We start from the raw sequence: 25,238 nt of genomic DNA, 5'->3' as shown, positions 1-25,238 counted from the left end.
CACGTCTGCGGCAAACGCCGCGCTTCGTACGATGTCCGGGGTGTAGCGGCGGGCGCTCGAAAGCGCAATCGCCTTCGGATCAATACAGCCCGCCCGTGCCCGAGCGCAGGATGGTACGGTCGGCATCGGGCGAAACCTGCAACGAGCGGCCGTCGGCATCGGCAACGCCGATCACCGAGTAATTGTCAGGCGGCGCGGTACCCGGCTTGAAGGCCTCGAGGATCGTGCGCCCCGTATCGCCCGGACCGGCGCGCATACCGGTCTTGGCATCGACGCGGATCAGCTTGATTCCGGCCGGCACGCGGAACGGCACCGCCGGCTTGTCGGCCAGCGCCAGCTTCATGAAGTCGCGCGCGATCGGCGCTGCAAGGCCGCCGCCGGTCGCCTTGGCGCCGAGGCTGCGCGGCTTGTCGTAACCGACATAAAGACCGATCACGACATCCGGAGAAAAGCCGATGAACCAAGCATCCTTGGCGTCGTTGGTGGTTCCGGTCTTGCCGGCGATCGGCTTGCCGACATCCCGCATCACAGTCGCGGTTCCGCCCTGCACAACACCTTCCATCATCGACGTGATCTGGTAGGCAGTCATGGCATCCAGCACCTGCTCGCGCCGGTCGACCAGTTGCGGCTCAGGCTGGTTCTTCCAGCCGTCAGGGGCGTCACAGCCGCGGCATTCGCGAGCGTCGTGCTTGAAGATGGTGTGGCCGTAACGATCCTGGATGCGGTCGATCAGCGTCGACTTCACCCGCTTGCCGCCATTGGCGAACATCGAATAGGCCGTCACCATCCGCATCACGGTGGTTTCACCGGCACCCAGCGCATAGGACAGGTAGTTCGGCAATTCGTCATAAACGCCAAACCGCTTGGCGTATTCGCCGATCAGCGGCATGCCGATGTCCTGCGCCAGCCGCACGGTCACCGTGTTGAGCGAGCGCATCAGCGCGTTGCGCAATGTGGTCGGGCCGAGATACTTGCCGCTCGAATAGTTGTCCGGACGCCAGACGCCGGCGCCCTGCCCCTGATCGATCTCGAGCGGCGCATCGACCACCACGGTCGACGGCGTGTAGCCATTATCCATAGCCGCTGAATAGACCAGCGGCTTGAACGAGGAGCCGGGCTGCCGATAGGCCTGCGTGGCACGGTTGAACTGGCTCTGGTCGAACGAGAAGCCGCCGACCATGGCCAGCACGCGACCGGTCCACGGATCCATCGCCACCATGGCGCCGGACACTTCCGGATACTGCCGCAAGCGATACTGGCCTTCTACGGGCGTGCCTTCCTTGGTCAGCAACGGATCGACGTAGATGATGTCGCCGGGGTTCAGCACCTGCGACACCGCGGTGGGCGTCTTGCCCCTCATCGGTCCCGCCGCCGGCCTGGCCCACCGGACACCTTCCAGCGTCAGGTTGCCGGTCTGGCGGTCCTTGAGCACGGCGCCGCCGAGCTCGCGCCCGGGCTGAAACCCGATCCGCGCCGACTGATCGCTGACGTCCAGCACGACCGCCAGCTTCCATGGCGCAATATCGTTCAGCGACTTGACCTCGGCGAGCTTCACGCCCCAGTCGCCGCTGATATCGAGCTTGTTGGAAGCGCCGCGCCAGCCATGGGCCTCGTCGTAAGCGATGAGACCGTTGGTCATGGTCTTGCGCGCCATCACCTGAAGCTTCGGGTCCAGCGTCGTCCGGACCGAGAGGCCACCTTCATAGAGTTTCTTTTCGCCGTAACGCTCGAAGATGTCGCGGCGGACTTCCTCGGCGAAATACTCGCCGGCGAAGATGTGCGCGGCATTGGTGCGGCTGGTGACGGTCAGCACATCCTTGCGCGCCTTCTCGGCATCGGCCTGCTTGATCCAGCCGTTCTCCAGCAGCCGGTCGATCACGTAGTTGCGGCGTTCGATGGCACGGTCGCGGTTCTTGATAGGATGCAGGGACGACGGCGCCTTGGGCAGCGCCGCCAGATAGGCCGCTTCCGAAACCGTCAGCTCGTTGACCGACTTGTCGAAGTAGACCAGCGACGCCGCAGCGATGCCGTAAGCGCCGAGGCCGAGATAGATCTCGTTGAGGTACAGTTCGAGGATCTTGTCCTTGGAATAGGTGCGCTCGATGCGCATCGCCAGCAGGGCTTCCTTGATCTTGCGGGTGAAGGAGACCTCGTTGGTCAGCAGGAAGTTTTTCGCGACCTGCTGGGTGATGGTGGAGGCGCCCTGCGGGCGGCGGTTGGAGCCGAAGTTCTGCGCATACAGCACCGCCGCGCGGGCCATGCCGGTGTAATCGATGCCGCCGTGCTCATAGAAATTCTTGTCCTCGGCGGCAAGGAAGGCGTTGATGACCAGCTTCGGCACCGCCTGGATCGGCAGATAGAGCCGCCGCTCCTTGGAGTACTCGCCCAGCAGCGCGCCGTCGGCGGCGTGCACCCGGGTCATCACCGGTGGCTCGTAATCCTGAAGCTGGGAATAATCCGGCAGGTCCTTCGAGTAATGCCAGATCATGCCGGCGGCGGCGGCCACGCCCACCAGGAACAAGACCGTTCCGGCGGCGAACAAGAAACCCAAAACCGCACCAGCAGACGCATTATCGAAGATCCGTTTTAATCTCTGGGCCGCATTGTATCATACGGCGACTGTCTTAGGCGTGAGGTCGGCAGCCATATTCCGCCAGACCGCGCAACAGGCACGGCGCCCGCCGCGCTGGACCGATTCTGACGGCCGACATCGTTTTCTATAAAGCTGCCGCTGTGGCCAAACTAGGGCTTTCACCCTTGAAAGGCTTCCCTATTTCAGTTTGCCGGCACGGCCGAGACGACCCGGCGGGCAAAGAAGGCGTCGATCGCCTGCGCTATCGCCCCCACCGTCTTGGAACGCCAGCTTTCCGACACCAGCTGCTGCAGGTCGGCCTTGTTCGAGACATAGCCCAGCTCGATCAGCACCGACGGCACATCGGGCGCCTTGAGGACGCGGAAACCGGCCGACTTCAGCGGGTGCTTGTGCATCCGCGCGGTATTCTTCATCTCGCCAACCAGAAGGCGGGCAAGATGGTTGGAGAAGGTTCGCGTCTCACGCTGGGCCAGATCGATCAGGATGTCAGCGACGTCGGTCGGCTCTTCGGTCAGGTTGACGCCGCCGATGGCGTCGGCCTTGTTCTCGGAGTCCGCGAGCCGTTCAGCCTCGGCGTCGGATGCGCGATCGGACAGGGTATAGATCGTGGCGCCCTGGGCATCGCCCTCCCCGCGCGGCAATGCGTCGGCATGGATCGAGACGAACAGCGCCGCAGACTGGTTGCGTCCGATCTTCACCCGGTCGTTGAGCGGGATGAAGGTGTCGTCGGTGCGGGTCATCACGACCCGATACTTGCCGGCCTTTTCGATGCGATCGCGCAGCGCAAGCCCGAAGCTGAGCACCAGGCTCTTCTCGGTTTCCGTTCCGGCCTGGGTGCCGTTGTCGATGCCGCCATGACCGGGATCGATCACCACCACCGGCCGCGTATCCGGCGCAGAGTTGGGCGCCGCAGCGCGCGTGACTACCGCGGTCGTCTCGATCGCCGGCCGCAATTCCGAGCGGCCGTCTGCCGCCAACGCCTGATCGAATGTCGCGCGGTCCACCGATTCGAGTTCGACCACCAGCCGGGCCGGCTGGCCGTTGGCCGGATCGAGCGCATAGGCGCTCTTGATCTTCGCGGGACCGTTGAGGTCGAACACAATGCGTGATCCGCCAGGCATCACGAGGCCGTAGCGGAACGCCTTGATGAGCCCACGGGCGGCAGTTCCGGCGCCTGAATCGAGGCGGAAGGTCACTTGCGGCAGGTCGACCACCACGCGATAGGGATCGGCCAGCGCAAACGCCCGAATCGGGATTTTCTTGTCGAGATCGAGGATAAAACGGGTCTGCTTGTCGTCGCCGGCAATCCGGACGTCAGAGGCAACCGGAAACACCGGGCCGATGGCGGCCGTGGTTTCCTCCGCTGCGCGGGCGGTATTTGAATACCCACCAAAGAGTACAGCGGCGCTCACCAGCACCGCGCTGAACAATTGGATGTGGTTTGTTAGGCTCGCCAACGAATCCCTGCCTCCGAGCAGCCCTCCTTACCGCAATAGGACGGCACGGTTAATTGAAGCTTAAGCCCAGCCCGCCGAATAAGCCTGACTGTTGCAGGCTTGTGACGCTTCTCTTGCATGCGGCAGGCGATCCTCGTATGTATGAGTGGCTGACGACTTAGACTCCCGGTTATGTCGCGTCCAGCCTCCCGGTGCAGCGTTTGGTCCTCGATTGAGGTCCATGCGTCCTCCCGATCCGCTCCACGGCCAGCGCAGCGCGCGGCTGATCAGGAGTGGCGGTTCTAGCCCGAGCGGCGTCCGTTCCCAGGTCACTTATTGCTCAGGGGCGGCTTTAGACACTTCATAACCGGTTATTCCGGCCTTTCGGGCGGAATATGCGATAGCCGGCGAGCGCCTTGGCGCCGCGCCGGTACCGTCAGCGCCAAAAGGCGGCGCCTTTGCCGCCCCCTGTTCAGACGGGCCGACGCTTGATGCGCCAGACTGTGTTGCCGACCGAGACCCAAGTGAGGAATGCGCCGATGCGAGCCAATCGCCTCGCGCGTCGCCCTGCACTGGGTTCGCGTTCGGTACGGCGCCCCGGGTTGCGTTTCGGCCTTCCTTTCACCCCCGAATCAGGTGGACCGTTGCGTCACCCGGCTGCGCGCTCCGCGCTTGCCGCCACGCGCGCCCTCCGCCGTCAAGAGTCCCCAAATGCCAAACAAAATGTTGATCGATGCTACCCACCCGGAAGAGACCCGGGTTGTCGTGGTTCGCGGCAATCGCGTCGAAGAGTTTGATTTCGAAACCGCCCAGCGCAAGCAGCTTCGCGGCAACATCTATCTCGCCAAGGTCACCCGGGTCGAACCGTCCCTGCAGGCCGCCTTCATCGAATACGGCGGCAATCGCCATGGCTTCCTGGCCTTCAGCGAAATCCACCCCGACTATTACCAGATCCCGGTCGCCGACCGTCAGGCGCTGATCGAGGCCGACGAACGCGCCCATCGCGAAGCCGAGGAAGAGACTGAGAACCGCTCCAACCGCAAGCGCCCGCGGCACCGCAATTCGCGCCGTCGCGGCAGCAGCGATCGTGTGCAGAGCGACGTCGTCGCCGGTGCCAGCCTGGATCCGTCGCAGGCCGAACAGCCGCGCGATCCCGCATTCGTGTCGCATGACGGCGAACATGACCATGCCCACGACGCCGGCCATCACGTCGCCGACGGCGAGCATCATGATCATGACGACCATGAGCACAGCCACGCGCACGACCATGTCGAAGGCGAGCAGGCCCTGGGCCACGCCGTTGGCGACCATGACCATGAGGCTCACGCGCAGGTCGCGCCGGAGGCTGCTGTCTCCGAGGCGTCGGCCGTCGAGACGCCCTCCTCCGAGATTCATCCGGACCAGCCGGTATCGGCCGGCATCGCGCCGGACGCCGTTGCCGAACCGCAGCCGGTGGTTGCTGTCGCTCACGACGATCACGCGCACGACCATGCGCATGACGATCACGGCCATGACGAGCATCACAGCGACGCGCATGCGGCCGAGAACGCTGCTTATGCCGAAGACGTCCCCCATCACGACGATCACGCCGGAGAGCACGCGGCTGCTTCGGAAGCCGACGATCACGATGACGACGAAGAGGACGGCGAGGAAGCCGAAGAGGATATCGTCGAATCCGTCGGCGGCGACGACGTTATGGAAGAAGTGCCGGAACGCGCATTCCGTCCGCGCCGCCAGTACAAGATCCAGGAAGTCATCAAGCGTCGCCAGGTGATGCTGGTCCAGGTTGTCAAGGAAGAACGCGGCAACAAGGGCGCGGCGCTGACCACCTATCTGTCGCTGGCCGGCCGTTACGCCGTGCTGATGCCCAACACCGCACGCGGCGGCGGCATCAGCCGCAAGATCACCTCGGCGCAGGATCGCTCCCGCCTCAAGGAAGTGGTCTCAGATCTCGACGTGCCGGAAGGCATGGGGATCATCCTGCGCACCGCAGGCGCTTCGCGCACCAAGCCGGAAATCAAGCGCGACTTCGAATACCTGATCCGCATGTGGGAAACCGTGCGCGACATGACGCTGAAGTCGCAGGCCCCCACCCTCGTCTACGAGGAAGGCTCGCTGATCAAGCGCTCGCTGCGCGACCTCTACAACAAGGAAATCGACGAGATCCAGGTCGCCGGCGAAGCCGGCTATCAGGAGGCCCGCGACTTCATGCACATGCTGATGCCGAGCAACGTCCGCGCGGTGAAGCAGTATCGCGACGGTCAGCCGCTGTTTTCGCGGATGGGTGTCGAGAGCCAGCTCGACGCGATGTTCTCACCTACCGTGCAGTTGAAGTCCGGCGGCTACATCGTTCTCAACCAGACCGAAGCGCTGGTCTCCATCGACGTCAACTCGGGACGCTCCACCAAGGAGCACCACATCGAGGATACCGCGCTCAAGACCAACCTTGAAGCCGCCGAGGAAGTTGCCCGTCAGCTCCGCCTGCGCGATCTCGCCGGGCTGATCGTCATCGACTTCATCGACATGGACGAGAAGCGCAACAACCGCGCGGTCGAGCGCAAGCTCAGCGACTGCCTGCGGCAGGATCGCGCCCGCATCCAGGTCGGACGCATCTCGCATTTCGGCCTGCTCGAAATGTCGCGCCAGCGCATCCGCGCCAGCGTGCTGGAGAGTTCCACAGAGGTCTGCCCGCATTGCGGCGGCTCCGGCCACGTTCGCTCGGTGTCCTCGGTCGCGCTGCAATTGCTGCGCGGTCTGGAAGAGATCCTGATGAAGGGCGCGACGCATAACCTGATCGTACGCACCCGCACCGACGTCGCGCTGTATGTGCTCAACCACAAGCGTGCCCATCTGCGGGATCTGGAAAGCAGCTTCAAGGTCACGCTCGCTGTCATCGCCGACCCGACCGTCGCCGGTCAGCAGTCCTTCGTGATCGATCGCGGCGAACAGGTGCACACGCTGGAGGCCGCCAAGGCGGTGCTTGCGGCGCAGGTCGCCGCGTTCCCGGTACAGGTCGAAGAGCCTTATGAGGATGAAGAATCCTTCGAGACCGAAGCAGAAATCGAGACCGAGGAAACCGAAGGTCTGACCGACGACGAGGGCGCCTCCGAGAGCGTTGCTGGCGAAACCGATGCCGATGGGCGTAAGCGCAAGCGGCGCCGGCGCCGGCGCGGTCGCTCGGGCGAGGCCCGCGAAGGCGGACCGGCACCGCGCGAAGGCGGCGAATTTCCCGCCGCATCAACCAACGCTGACGGCCTCGAAGCCGTGGGCGACGACAGCGAAGGCGACGAAGACGAGTCGGATGAACAGCCCGGCGAAGCCCGTGCCGATGCGCCCGTTGACGGTGAACGGCGCCCGCGCCGCCGCGGTCGCCGCGGTGGACGGCGTCGGCGTGGCGGACCGGAAGAGGGTCTGGTCGGCTCGATTTCCGATGAACTCGGCCCGATCCCGGCGTCGGAAGCAATCGAGGCTGTCGCCGATTTCGACGGCGTCACACCGCCCCAGCAGCCATTGGAAGCCCCGGCGGATAGCGTGACGTCACCTGTCGAGCAGCAACAGAGCCGTCACGACGCCGTTCCGATGTTCGCTCCGTCTGCTCCCGAGCCGGCGCCAGTTGCGCCTGTCGCGGAGCCGGCGCCCGCTGCGCCTGTCGTGACTGCGCCGGAACCGGTCTCGCAGGACGATGAGAAGGCCGCCGCACGTCGCCGTTCCACGGTGCGCGAGAAGGTCAGCTTCGCTTCGGCCGAACCGCAGTCTGCCCCGACCCCGGTCGCGGCTGCGCCGCAGCTCGCCCCGGCGCCGGCTGCTGCTTCCGCGCCCGCCGCCCCCGAAGCGGCGCCCAGCCCACAGCCGCGCAAGGCAGGCTGGTGGTCACGCGCCTTCGGCAACGGCGAGTAAGCTCACTCCCTGAACAGTAAAAAGCCGCCCGGCAAACCGGGCGGCTTTTTTGTGGCCCATAGTGTCGTTTCGGGATGCGGCAGACGCGAAGCCGGCTAACGCAGACCCGGAACCTCGGGATTTTCTGAACATCTCCAGATCCCCCGTTACTCCAATTGGAGTGGCTAAGGTTCGCTCGCGGCCAACGCCGCTCACGCCCCGGGATGACGGGTTCCGCACTGCCTGCGACACCGACAGCAAAAAGCCGCCCGGTGATCCGGGCGGCTTTTGTCCGAAGCAATCTGAGATCAGCCGGTGGTGACGGCAACCTCGACATCCGACGGATCGATCGTCTTGTTGAGGTTGGCGTGCATCACGTCGTGGTCGAGCTCGCCTTCCCACCACGATACAAACACCGCGGCGACGCCGTTGCCGGTGATGTTGGTGAGGGCGCGGACCTCGCTCATGAACTTGTCGATCGAGAACACGATCGCCATGCCCGGTACCAGCCGCGGATCCACCACGCTCAGGGTCGCGGCCAGCGTTATGAAACCGGCGCCGGTGACGCCGCTGGCGCCCTTCGAGGTCAGCATCGCCACCAACAAAATAGTGATCTGCTGGCCGAACGTCAGGTCCACGCCCAGAGCCTGGGCGATGAACAATGTCGCCAGCGTCATGTAGATGTTGGTGCCGTCGAGGTTGAACGAATAGCCGGTAGGAACCACAAGGCCGACCACCGACTTCGAACAGCCGAGCCGCTCCAGCTTGGCCATCAGCTGCGGCAAGGCGCTTTCCGACGAGCTGGTCCCGAGCACGATCAGCAGCTCATCCTTGATGTAAGCGATGAACTTGAAGATGCTGAAGCCGACCACCCGCGCGATCAGCCCGAGCACAACGATAACGAACAGCGCCGCGGTGCCGTAGAACAGCGCGATCAGGCTGATCAGATTGGTCAGCGCCGCCGGGCCGAATTTTCCGATCGTGTAGGCCATCGCGCCGAACGCGCCGATCGGTGCCGCTTTCATGACGATGGCGATGACTCCGAAGATCGCATGCGAGACGTCATCGATCGTGTCACGCAGGGTGTGGCCGCGCTCGCCCAGCGCCATTAGCGCGAAGCCGAACAGGATCGCGAACAGCAGCACCTGCAGTATGTCGCCCTTGGCGAAGGCGCCGACCACGCTGTCCGGAATGATGTTGAGCACGAAGTCGACCGACTTCTGCGCTTCCGCCTGCTTGACGTAGCCGGCGACGGCCGCGTTGTTGGCATCGACCTTGGTGACCAGGCCGTGGCCGACCTGGAACACGTTGCCCATGATCATGCCGAGGATCAGCGCAAAGGACGACACGATCTCGAAGTAGACAAGCGCCTTGACGCCGACGCGGCCGACCTTGCGGGCATCCTGGATGTGCGCGATGCCCGACACCACGGTGCAGAAGATGATCGGCGCGATCACCATTTTGATCAGCTTGATGAAGCCGTCGCCGAGTGCCTTGATCCAGTCGTTGGTGGCGAAGGCCGGAAAGAACGAGCCGACGATCACGCCGAGCACGATGGCGATCAGCACCTGGAGATAGAGCACCTTGTACCAAGGTTTGGCCGCGGAGGCTGGGCCCCCGTCGTCGCGATCGCCGCCATGACATTTACTCCCGTCAATCTTTAGAACTGCGGGTCAATAGCACACAATGCCGCACCTCCGGCAATCCGCCGGAGGTGCATTAGATGGATATCACCGGAAATCCGCGTGTGGTCGGCAGTTACCTACGGCTGTCCACCAGGCGGCGAACCGCGGGCACCAACGCCGCGCCGAGCGCGTTCTTGACCAGCGCCGCCGCCACGAACGGCAGCAGACCGACCAGCCATGCCTTCTCGACGCCGAGATGCATGCCGAACGCCAGCCAGCCGAACCCCATCGCCAGAATCGCGATATGGCCGATCCCCATGGCCACGAACAGCCGCGGCACCGAACGATCCCCGCCGCGCTCGCTGAGCCAGCCAGTCACGAAGGCTGCGACGATGAAGCCGAACAGATAGCCCGCGGTCGGCCCGAGCAGCGGCGCGAGGCCGCCGACCGGCCCCGCGAACACCGGCAGGCCCATGGCTCCCTCGGCGAGATAGGCGATCACGGTGGCCGTGCCGAGCCGCCAGCCATAGGCGGCGCCGATCATCAGCACCACCAGCGTCTGCAGCGTCATCGGCACGAACGGCAGCGGCAGGTTGATCTTTGCCGAAATCGCCAGCAGCGCCGTGCCGAGCGCCGCCAGAACGACGGCGCGAAAAATGCCCGCGGCGCCATCGGCGCGGCTCGGCCACAGCACGGCGGCAATCGGTTGATGCGGTGCGGGACGGGACGATCGACAAAGGCTTTGCTCCTGCCAGGCGAGCGTGATGGCGCCCGCTATCGTGTCTAACTCGGCCGCGCGGCAACCCGGCCTCGCGCGGGTCAGCCGCGCGGACCGCCCTGCCTGAGCCACTTGCTGATCCGCGCCACCGCCTCGTGCATGTCGTCGCTCGACTGCGCATAGGAGAAGCGCACGTAGGAGCGGCCATGGATCGGATCGAAGTCGCTGCCGGGAGTCGCGGCGACATGGGCCTGCTCCAGCATCTGCCTGGCGAAATCGAAACTGTCGGCCGTGAATTTCGACACATCGGCATAGAGATAAAAGGCGCCGTCGGCGGGCAGGAAATCGTTGAGACCGGCTTGCGGCAAACCTGCGATCAAAATGCGGCGGTTCTCCTGGTAGCCGTGCTTGACCAGTTCCATCTCGGCGCGGCCCTCGAACGCCGCCTCGGCGGCGATCTGCGACAGGGTTGGCACCGAAATCGACAGGTTCTGCTGCAGCCGTTCCATCGGCCGCACCAGCGGCTCGGGCACCACCATCCAGCCGACCCGCCAGCCGGTCATGCAGAAATATTTCGAGAACGAGTTGATCACCAGGGCATCTGGCGACAGTTCGGCGGCCGTCACCGCCGGGAAGGCGTAATCGAGACCGTGATAGATTTCGTCGGAGATGAAGCGGATGCCGGCGCTGTCGGCGGCGGCCATCAGGCCGGTGAGCGCCTCGCGGGACATCATGGTGCCCGTTGGATTGGCCGGACTGGCCACCAGCACGCCCTTGAGCGGCGTCTTGCGGTGCGCCGCGAGCAGCGCCTCCCCGGTCAGCGCGTGGCGGGTGTCGGCATGGGTCTCGATCAGCACCGGCTCGCAGCCCAGCGCCTTCAGGATGTGGCGGTACGGCGGATAGCCGGGCACGGTCACCGCGACGCGGTCGCCGGGCTCGAACATCGCCAGGAAGGCCAGGATGAAGCCGCCTGACGACCCGGTGGTGACCATGATGCGCGCCGGGTCGACATCGCAGCCATAGGCATCGCGGTAATGCCGGGCAATTCGCGCGCGCAGCGAGGGCATGCCGAGCGCCGAGGTGTAATCAATCCGGCCGCCCTGCAGCGCCGCCTGCGCGGCGGCGATCGCCACTTTTGGCGCGGCAGCGGCGGGCTGGCCGACTTCCATGTGAATCACGTGACCGCCGGCAGCCTCGATGCGCGCGGCTGCGGCCATCACGTCCATCACCATGAAGGGGGAACGTCGCTGCGTGCGGACGGCGTCAGCAGGGCCTGGATCTCGCTGGCGGTGAGTGGTTTCAAGCATGGGGCATTCTTTGCGGAATTGGCGGCTGCGGCTTCAGAAGATGTGGCGGATTTCGAAGCCGCGGTCCAGCCCGCGCGCCGCACCGGCATCACGCGTGCCGCGGAGAACTCGAATCCAACTAGGCGATTTCCTGTTCCAGCGCCCGCAGCCTGATCAGGTTGGATGCGGCGTCTGCAATCGTGGTAAGCGCTTCGCGCTCATTCTCGCTTAGCGTCCTGGGCACCACGTCGATGACGCATGTCGAACCCAGAGCAAACCCGAGCGGGTCGCGAACGGGAGCGCCGGCGTAAAAGCGAAAGCCATAAGGCTGAGCTATCGTCGGACTCTGTGAAAAGCTCGCAGACTTCGAAAGATCTTCAATCACAGTAAGCTCATTGGCGATCAGCGTCTCGTTGCAGAATGCCCAATCCCGAGGTGTGGTGGCGCCCTCGAAACCGGTCCGCGACTTGAACCACTGTTCGTCCTCGGTGATGAGCGTAAACATCGCAATAGGCGCCCGAAGGGCGTATGCGGCCAGCCGGACGAGCCTGTCGAAGCCCGGATCGGGAGCCGATCCGACCAGCCCGGATTGCCTCACTGCGGCCAACCGCGCGCGTTCGTTCCAGGGCTTGGGGAATGTGGAGGGCTCAACCTCGTCGCGCCCGGTCTGCATCAGGTGCTCGACGACGGCTGCGCTCGTTGCGGAGACATCGGGCGACATTCCAATCTGGACACGCTGCGGTCCCAGCAGGACAGGTTGATCGGACTGCGTGGCGGTCAGACTGACGATCGTCGTCTGGCTGAGACGAACGTCGTTGTACAGCGCGGCCACAAGCCTTTTACGCTCAGCTACGTCGGCGCCTTCAATCACGATCAGCATCGGCGGGGTCAGCGCCAGCCACTCGCGAACAGTCTGCACGTCTTCCGAGATATGAAGGAGCAGGCCCAATCCGCGAAGCCCGGCATGACGCCACCCGGCCCCGCGCCCTTCCGCCGCAAATATGATCGCGTGGGCGCGTACGCCAAAATGCTGCTGGACCGGACGGTCCTTCACATTGAGCACCGCCTGGCGCGGTATTCGCCTGTGTCCGCCCGGCGTTTTCCAAGACGACAGCTGCCCGGTTTCCACCCATAGCTGAGCCGTACGGGTCGAAATGCCCAGCATCTGGGCGGCCTCGGCGGTCGTCAGGACATCTTTCACGTCATCATCCACTGCTGTGGATCGAACATAGTTAGAAAACGAAAATTCGCAAGAAATGTGAATTCTGCCAACCGCTTCTGACACTCAGTCGCAACCTTCCGTTGAGATCAAGCCCGCCCGGGCCGGCGTCGAGTGGCAAATCGGACGGGGGCTGGCGATCGACGGAATATCGTGGCCGTCCGCACTCCCTCCCCGTCCCGTGGACCAATGATCAGATCGGACCCTTCAGGAGACCATATGACCGCTGGTAAAGTTTTGCTCCACCGAAGCGCAAGAGCGCATTCCGTAGTCGACGGGGAAACCGGCGCATCGTGTCACGCGAAGAACATTGACGGTGGACCCAGTCGACACGTCTTTTCCGACGCGCTTCATAGCGCATGAGCGCAGTATCGACGCATAGAGTGTCCGCGAGTTCATTGGCGAGAACGATCGCGTCTTCCACCGCCATGCTGGCACCCTGAGCCATGCTGGGCGGCGATGCATGCGCTGCGTCGCCGACAAGCGCTACGCGATTTCGGCACCAGCTATCCAGCCGCAGGCGAACCAACTCCCCGAAGTGGACCTTCGTTTGCGTTGACAACTCCAGGCTGGAATAGAGCGGACCCGCGATATCCTGGAACAATGGCTTCAGCGGCGTCGATGACGAGTAGACCGTGCGATGCGCGCCGTCGGCAGATAGATCGGCGTAAACGTACAACTCCGAAGATGATACCGGTTTGCCGAGCAGGCTCATCCTGGTCCCCAGCATTACGGTCCAGTCCCTGATCCCGCTGACGTTCGGTACAATGAAGCGCCAACAGACATTTCCTGCATATTCAGGAGACGGCGCCTCGGGGAACACCGACTCTCGCACAGTCGAATTGACCCCGTCAGCGCCGATAATCAAATCGTATTCCTCCATGCCACCATCCTGAAAAGTGACGCGACTGGTGTACTTGTTTTGCGCAATGTCGAGGATGCGGCGATACTGGATGACACCGTCGCCCACTCCCTCGCTCAGCAACTCCCAAAGCGCAGAGCGCTTCATGGTTCGGCATGGTGCGACCTGCGCCCAGAATTCATCCGCGTTGATCTCATTCAAGAGACGGCCGGTCTCGTCGAAGAACCGCTGATACGCGATCGGATGCGAGATCTTCAGGAGCGGCTCAAGCAACCCCAACTCCCCGATTGCTCTCACCCCGTTGCCGGGAAGAAAGAGCGCTGTCCCGCCGACGCCGGCAAAGCTATTCCGCTCGACGATGCTGGATTGGAAGCCACGTTGCGACAAGGCTCGGTGCATCGCCAACCCAGCTATTCCGGCTCCCACAATAAGTATTCGCATTTGATGTGTCCGATTTTCCGATGAATCAAGCCCCGCGCCGCGACGCCTTCGATGGGCTTCGCGCGCGTCGCTTCACTGGCATTTTCTTTGCGTGGATGCTGACCGAGTTAGGTCTTCCGCCTGCCCGTCAGCTCTTTCAGAAAATCCGAAAGCAGAAGATTGACAACATGCGGAACCTCCCAAAAAGCGGAATGTGTCGCTTTCGAAATGCGAAAACACTTCCCTCGCCAAAGGTTCGCGTAAGGAACGCTGTCGACGTAATCGAGGTTGATGATCTGATCATTCTCGCCGTTCACGATCGCCGTCGACGTGTTTGTCAAATTCAGCATTTCGCGTTGATTGACGCCCGCCCCTTGTTTTGCAGCAGCAAAGAGCTTGCTTCTAAACTGCCGGTCGGTTCGTTCGATCGCAATTTGCATGAACGGCTCAAAGTCGTTTCCAAAGACAGCCCTGGCGAATTGCTGCGCCTCCTCCGAAGTGAGCTCGCCTCTCGAAGCCAGGCCGTTCAACGGCTTTCCGCGGAACCCTTCCGCAAAATTTTCTCCTACGGCTGGCGTCCCTATCAGGAACTGTCCTTGAGAAATGCCGGAGCGGGCGAGCATCTCGATCGCTATATGCCCACCCAGCGAAGCGCCGACGATCGCGGCGCGCTTGATGTCCATTTTTCCGAGCAGCTCCACCACCAGATCAGCCAAACCAGGACGAGAGTAAGTCCGATCGCTATCCGGCGCGTCGTCCGATGCGCCATGGCCCGGAAGGTCAAAGCTGATCAAATGGTATCCATCAAGCAGTGGTGACGAGATCTGCTTCCGGAAAACTTCCCGGCACGCCGAATTTCCGTGGATGAACACGACGGGGAAGCCTTCGCCTCTCGTCTCCACCGCAATCCGGCCATGAGACGTCTGAATTTTGTGTTGTGTTGTGACTTGCATATCGATTCCCGATGGCTCCCTGATCCTCACGAGAGGTGGAACGAGGGCTGCGTGTTGATAAGGAAGGTCGTGGCGTATGCGGGATGCGCGCCACGACCCGCGCCGCTTCGAGAGCGGCCTGGTTGAATCAAACTTGCTGAAGGCGGCCGACGCCTTGCGGCTGGGACAGTCCGTGCCGCGCGCCAATCATGTCCGCAGCCTGTTCTCCGATCACCACGCACGGCGCCATCGTGTTTCCGGTGGTGATGCGCGGCATGATCGAGGCGTCAGCGATGCGGAGCCCCTCTATGCCGTACACCCTGAGTTGGTGATCAACGACCGACATGCGATCGCGTCCCATCTTCGCCGTGCAGGACTGGTGCCAATAGGTGACTGCGGACCTGCGCAAAAAGTCGACCATTCTCGATCGGTAGCCTTTTCCCGGAGCAGTTTCGCAGCGAACCAGCGGAGTGAACGCCGCGCTGTTTCCGATCTCGCGGCACAATTTCACGGCCGCAAGCCCGGCAGCCATATCCTCGGGCTCGCTCAAGGAGTTTGGCTCGATGAGGACCGGATCGAGAGGATTTGGTCCGGACAGGCGCAGGCGACCGCGGCTTTTGGTTGCGCAAGCCCGGCGAACATCGTCCAGCCATGTTCGGGCGTCGCGACGCCCGCCTCCGCCGGCGACGGCACCGGGAACTCGAGCTGGCACTGAAGGATATCCGGTTGGCGAAGGCGGGAATCGCTCTTCCAATACAGCTTCGCTTCGCAGCCGCTTCCGCCGACGTCTTCGGGTTTGCGGTAAGCCCAGGTGCAGCCGAACGCGAGGTGATCCTGATGGTTGCGGCCGACACCTGGAAGATCCTGGACGACGGGGATGCCGTGGGCATGCAATTCATCCTGCGGACCGATACCCGACTGCATGAGAACCTTAGGCGTATGGACGGCTCCCAGCGACAGCACCGTTTCGCATCGTGCACGAAACTGACGACGCTCGCCGTGGACCGAGGCTTCGACGCCGACGACCTTCTTGCCCTCGAACAGCAGCCGCGTGACGAGAGCGTCGGTCAAAACGGTGAGGTTCGGTCTCGTCATCATCGGGTGAACATAGGAGCGGAACACCGATTCCCGCTTGCCACCGCGAATCCGCAGTTCCGCAATCGATGCGCCGCCGGCGCTTTCCATCATCTCGCCGTTGGGATTGTCGAAGACCGGAATGCCGATGAGGCCCGCCGCATCGACCAAGGCCTGCGCGATCGGCTGAGGCGCATCTGGCTGAGCCACATAGACCGGGCCGCCGACGCCCCTGCGCAAGCTGTCCGGGGATCCGCGCCAGTCTTCGATGCGGCGGTAGTAACCAAGCACGGAGGCGTAGTCCCACGCGTCATCGCCGGCTTCGGCAGCGAAGTGGTCCCAGTCTTCCTTATGGCCGCGCGCCCACACCATCACGTTGATGCTCGAGCCTCCGCCAAGTCCTTTGCCCATGCTGAGGGGAAGCCGTCGGCCATCGAGCCCGGGTGCAGGCTCACCGACAAAACCCCAATCCCGCTCACTGCCGAGATTGCTAGGCCACTGCGACGGCTCCGAAACCGACTCGGAGTTGTCGTCTCCTCCGGCCTCGAGAAGCAGGACGCGCGCATTGCCGTCCTCGGCAAGTCTCGCCGCCACGACCGAGCCGCTGGAACCTGCCCCGCACACGATGAAGTCGAAGTGGGTGCGGTTATCCTTGGCCGGGATATTCGCATTAGGTTCGTCGGCCTTGCCGTCTGCCAAGGCCTGCATTGTGGAATTCATCAGATTGACCTCCGTCATGAATGCGAATGAAGGAGGCGCTGAATAATCTAAGAGTATTTCATATTCAACAGTTTTATCATTTCTATCATTTCCAAAAATTGGGGCGTTTTAAACCCTCGCCTTCCGCAACTGCGATCAAAGCCTTGATCCGAAAAAGCATTTTGTAACCGCGCACGCATCGGTGCGGATGATCGATGGGCAACTCCGATTCCTAACTTTGTCGTGATCAGCGCGTCATCGACGCGCAGCACATGGCATCAACCCGGCGCGGCGGCCATCATATGATCTGCATCGTGGCGATGGTTCTCAGTGGCCCCACGTCGCAGGAGCCAGGCGCCGGACAACTTTCAATGATCAAAGCTCTTGCTGAAGCAGCACTGAAGGGCGAGCCGGAATCCGGATTGCCCAATCACGTTACTTCGACAGTGTTTTCGCGGCTTTTTCGATCACGTCGGCCACGGCTTTGTGCTGGCTCATGAAAAGCGCGTGACTGGCTGAAACCTTCGTGATCTGTGCACCGATGCGCTCGGCCATGTGAATCAGCATTTTCTGATCAAAAGCCTTGTCTTCAGTCGCGATCACCGCCCAGCTGGGCTTGGACCGCCACGCTGCATTCTTAAGCTTCACGCCGAACGCCGACATGTTGATCGGGACCTGCGCATCCCGCAAAAACGCGGCGTCTGAATCGTTCAAGTCATGGGCAAAGCCAGCCTTGAATTTTTCCAGGCTAACGAAGCCAAAACCATCGTCTGTCGTGTCGATGACAAACTGGGACGCGGGCGCAAAGCCTGCATACTGCTGAGCAGTGGTTTCTCCGGCGTCTGGCGAAAGAGCGGAGACATAGACAAGCCCTGCCACCTTCGCATCAACGCCTGCTTCGGTGATGACCGTGCCGCCCCAGGAGTGTCCGACAAGGATGGTCGGGCCATTCTGTCGATCCAGCGCACGCTTGGTGGCAGCGACATCGTCTTCGAGGGAGGTGAGAGGATTTTGAACGATAGTCACGCGAAAGCCGCGATGTTTCAACTCTTCGTAGACCCCGCGCCATCCCGAACCATCGGCGAATGCACCGTGCACAAGCACGACATTTCGAACGGCCTTGCTGTTCGGAGTGGCATCTGCTGCACGTGCCGGCGTCATGGCAAACAGATTTGCCGCGGCAACCGTTGCAACCAGGATCTGTCCGATCTCAAAGCTCATTGGCATATCTCCAGGGTATCTGTCATTGCTATGGGATAGTTATGTTCAAGGGTGAGCAGGCGGATGACTGCCGTCATCCTTCGGGGTGAGAAACCAGCCATCAGCCAATTTCCAGGTTGATGATCTTTCCCTGCTTCACCGTGAATGCGTAATTGAGCGTTGCGGGACTGTTGGGAAATCGCCCTGTCACAGTCGCCCTGACAAGGATCTCCTCGCCCGCAATCACCGTCTCCGTTGGTATGGCGACGTGATGATACTTTGCCTTTGCCGCTGTCCACCATCCACGGATTGCGGCGGCGCCCTCGTGGCGCGTGCCTTCGTCCATCACTGAGGCATTGTCGGAAAAAACCGCCAGCATGGCGTTGAGGTCATTGTGCCTGTCTGCCTCAAAGTACGCCTCCGCCACGGTTGGCAGATCCATTATCTCTTCTCCTCTCGAACATTCGGAGCGACCTTTAACAATTGGCCATTCGATAAAATAGTTGGACAAACTGGGACAAGAGGTCGCACGAATCTCGACACGCTCGCGGCTCCGGATTGCCGTGTCACGAAGCGTATCAGCGGTCGACGAAGCCGGCCCGATGGCTCCAAGCGCGGTGAGCAACGCTCGGGCGCGGGACGTTAACTTGAGACCATGCATCAAACTGGCCGTTCGCATGGCGCGCGAAAAGGCAGCGAAGCGCCACGCCTGCTTCGCTGCGATAGGTCGCACAGGACGACGGTGCGAGATCAACTCACCGCCACTCCCTTAACGGATCATTAAGAGTCGCAGAGGCACGTTATTACCGTAGAGATAGTAGAACTTTCGCACACACCTTAGGCGACCAAGTCCGCTAGCGAGGATGTTCGGTGCTCACTGCGTCCAACAGCGCATATCAGAAGTCCGCCGACGATGCCGCGGTCGCGCTGCTGCGCGGTGCGGCGGCGAAATCCAGTGCGGCTTCGGCCAAGACCAACGCCGACGCGGGCGACGTCAATTCCGCCAACCGCGGCCCTGCGGTCCAGAAGAATTTGTCGGCTTCCGCGCAGGCCATGTCGCTGCTGCAGAATTCGCTGAACGCCCTGTGGCCGGCGCTGGACGGCGATGTCGCGACCGCGCTCTCCGATCAGTTGGAGAAGACCCGCGATGCGCTGACCAAGCTCGACGACGCCAGGCAGGGCATGATCGGCGATCGCAAGGCGGCGGCCGAACAGAAGCTGGAACTGGCGCGCCAGAAACTGGCATTGCTGCGCATGATGGGCGGCGATCCCAAGGCAATCATGCGTCAGGCCAAGGCCATCGCCCAGGAGATCAAGGGCGCCGCCAACGAATATAGCGAGGCGCTGAAAGCCCAGGGCGGCGAAGGTGCGTCGAACGCCGCGGTGCCAAGCGATGCCGTCACCGGCTCCGCCGACCCGGCCGCAACAGCGAGCGATGCGACGTCAACGACAGGCGAGGCTCCGGCGGTGGCCTCCCCAGCCGATGCGACCGCAAAGACGGCCGCGCCTGAAGTCGCCGCGCAGCCGCAGAGCCCGGCCGACAAGGCCACGGCGGAAGCGAAAGACAACCAGCATGAGCACGACGTGCTGGAAGCCTTCAAGGACGCTGCCCGCGCGGTCAAGCACTTGATGGAAGAAGCCGCGCGAAAGCTCAAGGCTCAGCATCCGGCCGACCCCGAAGCCGACGGCGCGGCGCAGACCGGCTCAGCCGTGGACAAGGCCGTCGGCGAACTGGCGGAAAACATCCAGATCAGCCAGTCCGGCGGCGCCGATGCCGCACTCGCGACGGTGATGGTCGCGGCGACGCCGACCATCGACGTGCAGGCCTGACGCTCCGGCCTCGGCTTTCGGGATATCGCCGACGCATCGCCAGTGTCATTGCTGCAGGAGGCGGCGCCGGACGCCGGTGCTGATCCCCATTCGTATTTTCCAGTATAACCTGCTATCTGCACGGCCCCGACGCGTTGCGGTCCGTTGCTGTGCCGCGCTCCTGCCGCAATATCGGGCTTGTTAGGCCCATCCCTGTCCGACCCCGGCCGAAGATGAAAGACCTGCGACCGCAGCCCCGGGCCACGCCCCGGGCCCCCTCCAGATGGATCGCGCTGCTGACCGCGGCGGCGCTGCTGATCGCGCAGCTGCCGGCGCGCGCCCAGGAAAACCGCGGCCCCAGGCTGCTGCGCGATGCCGAGATCGAGCAGCTGCTGCGCGACTACACGCGGCCGATCCTGCGCGCCGCCGGGCTCGAGAAACAGAATATCCAGGTCGTCATCATCAACGATCCCACCTTCAACGCCTTCGTCGCCGACGGCCGCCGCATCTTCGTCAATTACGGCGCGCTGATGCAGTCGCAGACCCCGAACCAGCTGATCGGCGTGCTGGCCCACGAAACCGGCCATCTCGCCGGCGGCCATCTGTCGAAGCTCCGCTCGCGGCTGGCGGAAGCGCAGACCCAGATGATCGTTGCCATGCTGCTCGGCGTCGGCGCCATGGTGGCCGGCGCGCGCAGCGGCAATCCCAACAACGGCGCCGGCAATATCGGCGCTGCCGCGGTGAGCGCGCCGAGCGCGATCCTGCAGAGCACCATGCTGTCCTACCAGCGCCAGCAGGAGGAAAACGCCGACCGCGCCGGGGTCAAGTTCCTCACCGCCACCGGCCAGTCGCCGAAGGGCATGTACGAGACCTTCAAGCGGTTCTCCGGCGACAGCCTGTTCGCGGCGCGTGGCGCCGACCCCTACCAGCAGTCGCATCCGATGCCGCGCGAGCGCGTTGCCGCGCTCGAAGAGCTGGCGAAATCGAGCCCGTACTGGGACAAGAAGGACGACCCTGCTTTGCAGCTGCGCCACGACCTGATGCGCGCCAAGACCTCCGGCTTCATGGAGCAGCGCGATACGGTCTATCGGCGCTATCCGCCGTCCGACGTCTCGCTGCCGGCGCGCTATGCGCGCGCCATCGCCACCTATCGCCATGGCGACCTGCGCGACGCCGCGGCGCAGATCGACGCGCTGATCGCGGTGCAGCCCAACAACCCCTATTTCCATGAATTGAAGGGCCAGGCGCTGCTCGAAGGCGGCCGGCCGGCAGAGGCCGTGGCGCCGCTGCGCAAGGCGGTGCAACTGTCGAACAACGCAGCCCTGATCGAGATGCTGCTGGGGCAGGCGCTGGTGGCCTCCGACAACAAGGCGACCACCGACGAAGCGATCCGGATCCTGCGCGCCGCCGTCGCCCGCGAAAGCGAAGCGCCGATCGGCTACTCCCAGCTGGCCATGGCCTATGGCCGCAAGGGCGACTATGCGGAGGCCGATCTCGCCTCGGCACAGGCCGCATTCTTGCGCGGCGACAACAAGACCGCGCGCGAACTGGCCTCGCGCGCCAAGGCCCGCTTCGCCATCGGCACCCCCGGCTGGGTCAAGGCCGACGACATCATCGCGGCCAAGGGGCCGGGATCGAAGGATTGAGCGTTACCGGTCGTTCGCATCCGCGAAGCCGACCAGCACGACTTCCTCGCGCTTGCGGCGGAGATGCGCAGAAACAACGGCAGCGCTGAGACCTATCGCACTCCGGTGAGCGAGTGTACTTCGCTCACCGGAGGCTTGTCATGTCGCCCTGCCCGCTGCGGTCAGGACGGCTGCTTCAGCGCCGAGGGCGCCAGATCCTCGCTCTTCAGCTCTTCAAGCCGGCGATGGCGGGTTTCGATGCCCAGCGCCGCGACGGTGATGATCTGGATCACCAGCAGCCCGATCATCAGCGACATCACGCCGGCGACGCCGCGGGCCTCGAACAGCATCACCACCAGGAACGGCGTCACGATGGTGGCGCCGCGGCCCAGGGTGTTGACGATGCCCGACGCCCGCAGCCGCACCTCGGTGGGGAACAGTTCGGGGATGTAGATGCCGAACAGCAGCGCCACCAGCACGTAGATCGGGATGGTCAGCAGGAAGCCCACCGCCGGCAGCAGGATCGGGTCGGAGATCATCGGATAGATGATGCCCAGCGCCACCGTGATCAGCGACGAACCGATGATGGTCGGCTTGCGGCCCCAGCGATCCGCTGTCAGCGCGCCGATGGCCGAGCCGATCGGGGCGCCCAGTGCCATCAGCAGTGCGTAGCCGAACGAGGTGGCGATGCTCAGCCCCTGCTTGATGAAGAAGACCGGCAGCCAGGTGACGAAGCCGTACAGCAGCGTGTTGATGGTGATCAGGCAAACCGAACCCACGATCATGCGGCTCAGCAGCGGCTGCGTGAACAGCGTCGCCAGATCGCCGGACGGCGCCACCGCGGGCGCCAGCGCCGGAGCCGGCAGCGGTTGGCCCTGGGCGGCTTCGCGCTCGATGCTCTGCATCAGCGCTTCCGCCTCCTCCTTGCGGCCGACGGCTTCGAGCCAGCGCGGCGATTCCGGCAGGTTCTTGCGCAGATACCAGACCACCAGCGCACCGATGCCGCCGAGGATGAACATGGCGCGCCAGCCGAATGCCGGTACGATGATCGACGCGACCAGCAACGCGGCCGGCAGGCCGGTGACCACGCACACCGCCATCAGCCCGAGCCACTTGCCGCGCGACTTGGCGGGCACGAACTCGGTCATGGTGGAATAGCCAACCACGTTCTCGGCGCCCAGCCCGACGCCCATGAAGAAGCGGCAGACGATCAGGATGGTCATGTTGGGCGCGAAAGCGGCGGCGAGCGAAGCAAGGCCGAACAGAAGCAGGTTGAACTGGTAGCTGAAGCGGCGGCCGAAACGATCGCCGAGGAAGCCGGTGCCGAACGATCCCACCATCATGCCGACGAAGGTCGCCGAAATGAAGATTGCATTCTGGCCGAGTGTTGAGAATCCGGTCTTCAACGTCACGCCGAGCACGGTGCCGGCAAGATAGATGTCGAAACCGTCGAAGAACATGCCAATGCCGATCAGTGTCATGATGCGGTAGTGGAATGGTCCGATCGGAAGCCGATCGAGGCGGCCTCCGGCGTTGACTGAAGCTGACATTGGCGTTTCTCCCGTTGTGTTGATGGTGCGGACGGCTGCGTCTCTTTGGACTTTTGGCAGCCGCCCGATTCGATCTGTTAGTTGAGGCGCTTCTGGCCCGCCGTGTCGCGGTACCAGTCAAAATCCTTCTCAGCGGTGGCCACCATGACGCTCTTGGTGTTGAAGTGCGTCTCGAAGCTCTCGGTGCCGAATTCGCTGCCGATGCCGCTGTCGTCGACGCCGCCCCACGGCGACGCCGGATCGAGCCGGTGATGGTCGTTGACCCAGACGATGCCGGCGCGAACGCCGGCGGCGACGCGGTGGGCGCGGCCGACATTGCTGGTACGGATCGCGGCAGCCAGGCCGAACGGCGAGTCGTTGGCAAGCCGCAGGGCGTCGGCCTCGTCCTTGAACGGCGTCACCGAGGTGAACGGTCCGAAGACTTCTTCCTGGAAGATGCGCATGTCGGCGCGGACGTCGGCGAACACCGTCGGCTTGACGAAGTAGCCGCCCTGATGACCGGGCACATCGGCGGCGACGCCGCCGGTGACCAGCCGCGCGCCGTCCTCGTTGCCGAAACGCGAATACATCAGCACGCGATCGCGCTGTTTGGCGGAAATCACCGGTCCGAGCTGGGTCGCCGGATCAAACGGGTCGCCGATGCGGATCGACTCCGTCTTGCGCTGCAGCTTCTCGACGAATTCGTCATATATCGTGTCCTGCACGATATGCCGGGAGGCGCAGACACAGGTCTGGCCGGCGCCGATGAAGGCGCCGAACGCGGCGTAGTTGACGGCCTGATCAATATTGAAATCGTCGAACACCATGACCGGCGTCTTGCCGCCGAGTTCCATGGTCTGGTGCGCGAACACTTTTGCGGCAGCGCTGCCAGCGATGCGGCCGGCTTCGGTGCCGCCGGTCAGCACCAGCTTGTTGATGTCGGGATGCTCGGCCAGCATCTTTCCGGCGCTCTGGCCGAGGCCGAGCACGACGTTGAATACGCCTTTCGGCAGGCCCGCGTCGGTGAAGATCTGCGCCAGCTTCAGCGTTGTCAGCGGGGTGTATTCCGACGGCTTCACCACGGTGGTACAGCCCGACGCAAGCACCGCGGCCAGCGACTTGCACATGATCATCAAGGGATGGTTGAACGGCGTGCAGTTGGCGACCACGCCGATCGGCGTGCGCAAGGTGTAGTTCAGGTAATCGCCCTCGACCGGAATGACCGAGTCGCGCCGCGACAGCGCTAGTCCGGCGAAGTACCGGAAAAAGTCAGGCAGGCGTCCGAGCTGGGCGCGGGTCTCGTTGAGCGGGCGGCCGTTGTTCAGGGTCTCCAGGCGATACAGCGTGTCGAGATTGGCCTCGAAGGCATCAGCCAGCCGGTTCACCAGGCGGGCGCGGCTGCGGATATCCATCCCGCCCCATTCGCGGCCTTCGAACGCCGCACGAGCGCTCTTCATGGCGCGGTCGATGTCGGCGGAAGTCGAGTTGGGAATCCGCGCGATGATCTCGCCAGTCGCCGGGTTGCGCACATCGAGCAAAACGCCGTCGCCAGCCTCGATCTGCTTGCCGTCGACAAAATTGCCGTGGGTTTCGACGTCTGAGACCGTCGGTGTTGCGGGGCTGTTCATGGCTAATCTCCGTCAGATGATCACCGCGTTGCGGGCAAGCGCCGGCAGCACGCGTTTTTCGGTTTTCTGAATGTGGGCCCGGATGATGCGGGCGGCGGCGCGGCCATCGCGGCGCTGCATCGCGTCGATCAGGTCAGCGTGTTCGGCGACGAGCTGCGCGGGGTCGTGCCCCTTGACGTTGGCTAGGCTGACGCGAACGAGGCGGTCCGCCTGCCCGATCAGGTCGCAGGCGGCGACCGCCATGCGGCGGTTGCCGGAGGCGTAGGCCAGCGCGGTATGGAACGCGCGGTTGTAGGTGATGAACTCCTCGCGGTTGCCGACGAAGGTCCGGAACTCGTCCAACGCCGTCAGCACTTCGGCGGGCGCATGTTCGATCGCCTCGGCGACGCAAGCCGGCTCCAGCGCCAGCCGGAAACGCAGCAGGTCGCGCGCATCGCCCAGCGAGATCGGGTTGACCCGGTAGCCCTGGCGCGGCTGCACCGTCACCAGATGCTCGCGCTCGAGCCGCAGCAAGGCCTCGCGGACCGGCTGGCGGCTGACCGCATAACGCTCCGCGAGATCCTGCTCGCGCATATCATCACCCGGCGCAAACCGACAGGTCAGGATATCATCACGCAGCAGATCGTAGATATTGTCGCGCAAAAGCATCGTTGGAATCCAATTCTCAGCCAATTTATCTCACGCGTGAAATATCACGTCAACCGGGA

At 63.5% G+C, this 25,238-nt stretch carries 14 protein-coding genes and 3 pseudogenes; 3 read left to right on the top strand and 14 right to left on the bottom strand.

All coding sequences use genetic code 11. The features are described from left to right. Window positions 1-79: 79 nt before the first annotated feature. Both ONR75_RS16765 and ONR75_RS16760 read right to left on the bottom strand, forming a co-directional pair. A pseudogene (locus tag ONR75_RS16765) lies at window positions 80-2,571 on the bottom strand (penicillin-binding protein 1A). A 204-nt stretch (window positions 2,572-2,775) separates the two neighbouring features. Next, a complete protein-coding gene (locus tag ONR75_RS16760; protein ID WP_413776350.1) occupies window positions 2,776-4,050 on the bottom strand; it encodes an N-acetylmuramoyl-L-alanine amidase in 1,275 nt (424 codons plus the stop codon). Between the two features lie 690 nt (window positions 4,051-4,740). On the opposite strand from ONR75_RS16760, the gene ONR75_RS16755 reads away from it, so the two are divergent. After that, a complete protein-coding gene (locus tag ONR75_RS16755; protein WP_265078272.1) occupies window positions 4,741-7,926 on the top strand; it encodes an Rne/Rng family ribonuclease in 3,186 nt (1,061 codons plus the stop codon). Between the two features lie 287 nt (window positions 7,927-8,213). On the opposite strand, the gene ONR75_RS16750 is transcribed toward ONR75_RS16755, so the two are convergent. From ONR75_RS16750 to ONR75_RS16710, 9 genes and pseudogenes are all read right to left on the bottom strand, one after another. Then, entirely contained in the window at window positions 8,214-9,563 is a 1,350-nt protein-coding gene (locus ONR75_RS16750) for a dicarboxylate/amino acid:cation symporter (RefSeq protein ID WP_265083690.1), read from the bottom strand. Between the two features lie 100 nt (window positions 9,564-9,663). After that, window positions 9,664-10,224 carry a biotin transporter BioY gene (locus ONR75_RS16745; RefSeq protein ID WP_265078271.1) on the bottom strand — a complete coding sequence of 187 codons (561 nt, stop codon included), beginning with the start codon at window positions 10,222-10,224 and terminating at the stop codon, window positions 9,664-9,666. A 125-nt stretch (window positions 10,225-10,349) separates the two neighbouring features. After that, a pseudogene (locus ONR75_RS16740) lies at window positions 10,350-11,551 on the bottom strand (pyridoxal phosphate-dependent aminotransferase). Between the two features lie 122 nt (window positions 11,552-11,673). Next, the gene (locus ONR75_RS16735; protein ID WP_265078269.1) at window positions 11,674-12,735 is read right to left on the bottom strand and encodes a helix-turn-helix domain-containing protein; all 1,062 of its coding nucleotides are present in this window, start codon (window positions 12,733-12,735) and stop codon (window positions 11,674-11,676) included. Window positions 12,736-12,946: 211 nt separating this feature from the next. Next, window positions 12,947-14,056, bottom strand: coding sequence for an FAD-dependent monooxygenase (locus ONR75_RS16730; RefSeq protein ID WP_265078268.1), 1,110 nt, complete (start codon window positions 14,054-14,056; stop codon window positions 12,947-12,949). Between the two features lie 107 nt (window positions 14,057-14,163). After that, on the bottom strand, window positions 14,164-14,988 hold the full coding sequence (locus ONR75_RS16725) for an alpha/beta fold hydrolase (RefSeq protein WP_265078267.1): 825 nt from the start codon (window positions 14,986-14,988) through the stop codon (window positions 14,164-14,166). A gap of 127 nt (window positions 14,989-15,115) precedes the next feature. Then, a pseudogene (locus ONR75_RS16720) lies at window positions 15,116-16,749 on the bottom strand (GMC family oxidoreductase). A 426-nt stretch (window positions 16,750-17,175) separates the two neighbouring features. Further along, window positions 17,176-17,961, bottom strand: coding sequence for an alpha/beta fold hydrolase (locus tag ONR75_RS16715; RefSeq protein WP_265078266.1), 786 nt, complete (start codon window positions 17,959-17,961; stop codon window positions 17,176-17,178). 100 nt (window positions 17,962-18,061) lie between these two features. After that, window positions 18,062-18,382, bottom strand: a complete 321-nt coding sequence (locus tag ONR75_RS16710; RefSeq protein WP_265078265.1) for a nuclear transport factor 2 family protein — start codon at window positions 18,380-18,382, stop codon at window positions 18,062-18,064. Window positions 18,383-18,810: 428 nt separating this feature from the next. On the opposite strand from ONR75_RS16710, the gene ONR75_RS16705 reads away from it, so the two are divergent. Then, complete coding sequence (locus ONR75_RS16705; protein ID WP_265078264.1) at window positions 18,811-19,770, top strand: hypothetical protein; 960 nt, start codon at window positions 18,811-18,813, stop codon at window positions 19,768-19,770. Between the two features lie 212 nt (window positions 19,771-19,982). Continuing rightward, a complete protein-coding gene (locus tag ONR75_RS16700) occupies window positions 19,983-21,395 on the top strand; it encodes a M48 family metalloprotease (RefSeq protein WP_265078263.1) in 1,413 nt (470 codons plus the stop codon). A 161-nt stretch (window positions 21,396-21,556) separates the two neighbouring features. Here ONR75_RS16700 and ONR75_RS16695 read toward each other — a convergent pair whose 3' ends face one another. The 3 genes from ONR75_RS16695 to ONR75_RS16685 all read right to left on the bottom strand — a co-directional run bounded on the left by ONR75_RS16695 (window position 21,557) and on the right by ONR75_RS16685 (window position 25,179). Then, window positions 21,557-22,924 (bottom strand): MFS transporter, encoded by a 1,368-nt coding sequence (locus ONR75_RS16695; protein WP_265078262.1) that lies wholly within the window; start codon window positions 22,922-22,924, stop codon window positions 21,557-21,559. 77 nt (window positions 22,925-23,001) lie between these two features. Continuing rightward, on the bottom strand, window positions 23,002-24,531 hold the full coding sequence (locus tag ONR75_RS16690; protein ID WP_265078261.1) for an aldehyde dehydrogenase: 1,530 nt from the start codon (window positions 24,529-24,531) through the stop codon (window positions 23,002-23,004). A gap of 12 nt (window positions 24,532-24,543) precedes the next feature. Further along, a complete protein-coding gene (locus ONR75_RS16685; RefSeq protein ID WP_265078260.1) occupies window positions 24,544-25,179 on the bottom strand; it encodes a GntR family transcriptional regulator in 636 nt (211 codons plus the stop codon). Window positions 25,180-25,238 lie beyond the last annotated feature (59 nt).

Source organism: Rhodopseudomonas sp. P2A-2r, from assembly GCF_026015985.1.
Taxonomy (GTDB): domain Bacteria; phylum Pseudomonadota; class Alphaproteobacteria; order Rhizobiales; family Xanthobacteraceae; genus Tardiphaga.
The sequence above is the reverse complement of the archived record's forward strand: the minus strand, read 5'-3'. Positions and strand labels throughout refer to the sequence as shown.